This is a genomic window from Schlesneria sp. (genome assembly GCF_036405755.1).
In the GTDB taxonomy this organism is placed as follows: Bacteria; Planctomycetota; Planctomycetia; order Planctomycetales; family Planctomycetaceae; genus Schlesneria; species Schlesneria sphaerica.
Genome location: NZ_DASWWZ010000438.1, coordinates 1 through 3,497 on the forward strand (window position 1 = coordinate 1; position 3,497 = coordinate 3,497).

Annotated in this window: 3 protein-coding genes; 2 read left to right on the top strand and 1 reads right to left on the bottom strand. The window is 57.7% G+C overall.

Translation table 11 applies throughout. From position 1 onward, the window contains the following. A partial coding sequence (locus VGE80_RS15020; protein ID WP_440593225.1) for an outer membrane protein assembly factor BamB family protein occupies positions 1–1,035 on the top strand: 1,035 nt, incomplete at its 5' end. Then, positions 1,032–2,006 carry a bestrophin family protein gene (locus VGE80_RS15025; protein ID WP_440593226.1) on the top strand — a complete coding sequence of 325 codons (975 nt, stop codon included), beginning with the start codon at positions 1,032–1,034 and terminating at the stop codon, positions 2,004–2,006. The genes VGE80_RS15020 and VGE80_RS15025, both read left to right, overlap by 4 nt. A gap of 126 nt (positions 2,007–2,132) precedes the next feature. Here VGE80_RS15025 and VGE80_RS15030 read toward each other — a convergent pair. After that, the coding region (locus tag VGE80_RS15030; RefSeq protein ID WP_440593227.1) for a DUF1501 domain-containing protein at positions 2,133–3,497 on the bottom strand (1,365 nt) is incomplete at its 5' end.

Consider the following 3,497-nt stretch of genomic DNA (forward strand, 5'->3'; position numbering starts at 1 on the left):
GAAATGCCGAAACTGGACGCGCCGCTGGTACTTTCGGCCGTCTGCGTCGATTACGAGACGGGAAAGATCACTCACGACGTCAAACTGTTCGAAGTCGACAAACCCCAATACGTGCATCCCACCAACACTTACGGCTCGCCGACTCCTTACGTCGAGGAGGGGCGAGTTTACGTGCATTTCGGATCGTTCGGGACCGCCTGCGTGGATACCCGTTCCGGAAAGATCCTCTGGAAGCGGAATGACCTGGAGTGCAATCATTTCCGTGGCCCCGGATCTTCGGCCATCGTTTATGGCGATCTGCTGTATCTCAGCCTCGACGGTTATGACTTTCAGTACATCACGGCTTTGAACAAATTCACGGGCGAAACGGTGTGGCGGCGCGACCGCGATGTCAATTTCGGTACGACCGACGGTGACGGGAAAAAGGCCTTTTCTACTCCCGTGCTGATCGAGGTCGATGGGCGGCAGTTGCTCGTCAGTTCGTTCGCTGCGGCGACGATCGCTTACGACCCCCTGACGGGGGAACCGGTCTGGACGGTGATGCACGGTGGGGTCAACGCGGCCGGACGGCCCATCTTCACGAATGGGGTTCTGTACATCAATTCGGCAGATGGACCCAATCCGTTGATCGCTCTTTCCCCGAAAGGAACGGGCGACATCACGGAAAACATCCTCTGGAGATCGAGTAAATCGATCCCTAAGCGCCCATCCCAGATCGTGGTGGATGACCTGATCTTCATGATGAATGACGCTGGTGTTGCTTCCTGTCTTGATGCGAAAACGGGCCGGGAAATCTGGACTAAGCGAATGGGGGGCGAGTACTGGTCGTCCCCTCTTTACGCAGAGGGCCTGATCTATTGCTTCTCCCAAGAAGGGACAATTCCTGTTTTTAAGGCGGCCCGAGAGTTTGAACTGGTCGCAAACAACCACTTGGACGACGGCTTTCTGGCCTCACCAGCCGTCGTCAAATCGTCCCTGATCCTGAGATCCAAAACGCATCTCTATCGCATTGAAAAGGTGGCCGACGCTAAATGAAGCGACTCTTCTCGTATTTTCGTACTTCTCAGAAACCCTACGATCCCGACAACTGGACCAGTCACCTGTGTGACATTGAAGGGTCCATGGTTCTGGAGATTCTTTCCCGCGTGCTGGCCAGCGTTGTCTGGGCCACGACCATCACCGTTCTTTATGAACTGATGCCCGACACGTTTCTACCGTTTGTCATTCCCATCACCGCCCACACCTTGACGGGGACCGCGCTGGGACTGGTGCTGGTCTTCCGCACGAATTCGTCATACGACCGGTTCTGGGAAGGGAGAAAAAACTGGGGTGGTATCGTCAATGAGAGCCGAAATCTCGCACGTCAGTCGAGCGAGTGGCTGACTGCCGATCCCCGGCTTGCTCGTGAAGTCATCACCTGGACGTTCGCACTTCCGTATTCCATCATGCAGCGACTGCGGGCTGAGCCGGGACTGGGGATTGAGCTGGAGGGAGTTGATTCCACAGATGTGAAGCAGGTGGAATCCTCGAAACATCTGCCGCTGGCGATTACTCGCCTGATCACCAGACGCCTGATGTCAGCTCGACGCCGGGGAGTGATCGATGGGTTTCAGATGAAATCCATGGACTACAACATCGGCTTGCTGATTGACTACTGCGGCGCCTGCGAACGCATTCGCTCCACTCCGCTTCCCTTCGCCTACACCGTTCACCTGCGGCGAGTACTGATCGTCTATTGCTTTACACTTCCCCTGGCCTTGATCAAGGATTTCGGCTGGGCCACGGTTCCGGCAACGATGCTGATTTCCTACATCCTGTTTGGAATCGAAGAAATCGGTGTGGAGATCGAAGATCCCTTCGGCCTCGACATGAATGATTTGCCGCTTCAGAAATATTGCGGCGACATTCAAGCCGTTCTGGAAGACGTGCGCAGCGGAATGACCGAGGAGGATCCCCTCGGTGTGGCAGCGGCCTCCCTGCCCAAGGTACCGGTCGAGAAGGGTTGATCACGGGGGCGGCTGGCCGATCCGGCAGGGACAGCCCCTGCCGGAGAACTGCCTGATCACGGCGAGGAGCAAAAGCTCCTTTTCCTCGCCCCGATTCGTCATCCAGACGGTCCGGGGTGGGATATCTCAACTCAGGATCTCTTTCACGATGTGGCCGTGAACGTCGGTCAGTCTCATGTCTCGTCCACCAAAACGGAATGTTTGCCGCGTGTGATCGACACCCAGCAGGTGCAGCATCGTGGCGTGCAGGTCGTGGATCTCGACCTTGTTTTCGACCGCGCGATAGCCGAAATCGTCGGTCGCGCCATGGATGACGCCTCCCTGGATTCCTCCTCCCGCCAACCAGATCGAGAAGCCGTAGGGGTTATGGTCACGTCCGTCGCTTCCCTGTGCGAAGGGGGTGCGTCCGAACTCACCGCACCAGACAATGAGTGTCTCGTCGAGCAGACCCCGTTGTTTCAGATCCTGGATCAGCGCCGCGATCGGCATATCGACCGAACGTGCGTTCTTCGTGTGTCCATCGATCAAACTGGAATGCTGGTCCCATCGGTCCCCGTTGCCTGCGGGGCAGGTCAACTCGATGAAGCGGACGCCCCGTTCGACGAGGCGTCGCGCGACCAGGCAGAGCCGACCGTAGGTTCGCGTGTTGGGAAACTCGTCATTCAGACCGTAGGCTTCGTGTGTCGACGCAGATTCTTCGTGCAGGTCCATCAGTTCGGGGACCGCCGTCTGCATGCGGGCGGCAAGTTCGTAATTGGCAATTGCCGATTCCAGGGCGTCAACACGGCCGAGCTGCTGAAGTCGCCCCTCGTCCAGTCGTTTCATCAGGGCGAGTTTGTCCGCTTGCAGCCCGCGCGTTTTCTCGCTCGGTTTGATATTCGCGACGGGTGCTTCACCCGATGTGAAGACGGATCCCTGGTAGGCTGCGGGAAGGAATCCGCTTCCGAAGCAATCCATCCCCCCGGGTGGAATCAGCCCTCCATTGAGGATTACGAAGGCAGGAAGATCGTCGCACTCGGAACCGAGTCCGTAGCTGATCCATGCGCCGTGGCTGGGGCGGCCCTGCTGACCATGTCCCGTGTGCAGGAAGTAGTTTGCGAACGTGTGTTCTGAAAAGGGGGCGACCATCGATCGAACGACCGCCAGATCATCGGCGCACGTCGCAATATGCGGAAACAAGTCGCTGATCGGGATTCCCGACTGGCCGTACTGCCGGAATTTCCACGCCGACTTCAGGATCTTGCCGACGTTGGCGAACTGGGTTGGTTCGACCTTGCCAATCACCTCATGAGGGGATCGTCCATCGTACTTGTCGAGCATCGGTTTCGGATCGAACGTATCGACCTGTGACGGACCGCCGTCCATATACAGAAAGATCACGTTCCGCGCTTTGGCCGGATAGTGAGTCAACTGAGCGGCCAGTCCGTTGCTGGTGGCCGTCGCTGCGTGAGCCGTCTGGTTTCGGGCAAGCATGCTCGACAGAGCGACTGC

Excerpts from the sequence above, each read along its gene's own strand:
- VGE80_RS15025 (WP_440593226.1), top strand. The coding sequence starts at position 1,032 with ATGAAGCGACTCTTCTCGTATTTTCGTACTTCTCAGAAACCCTACGAT.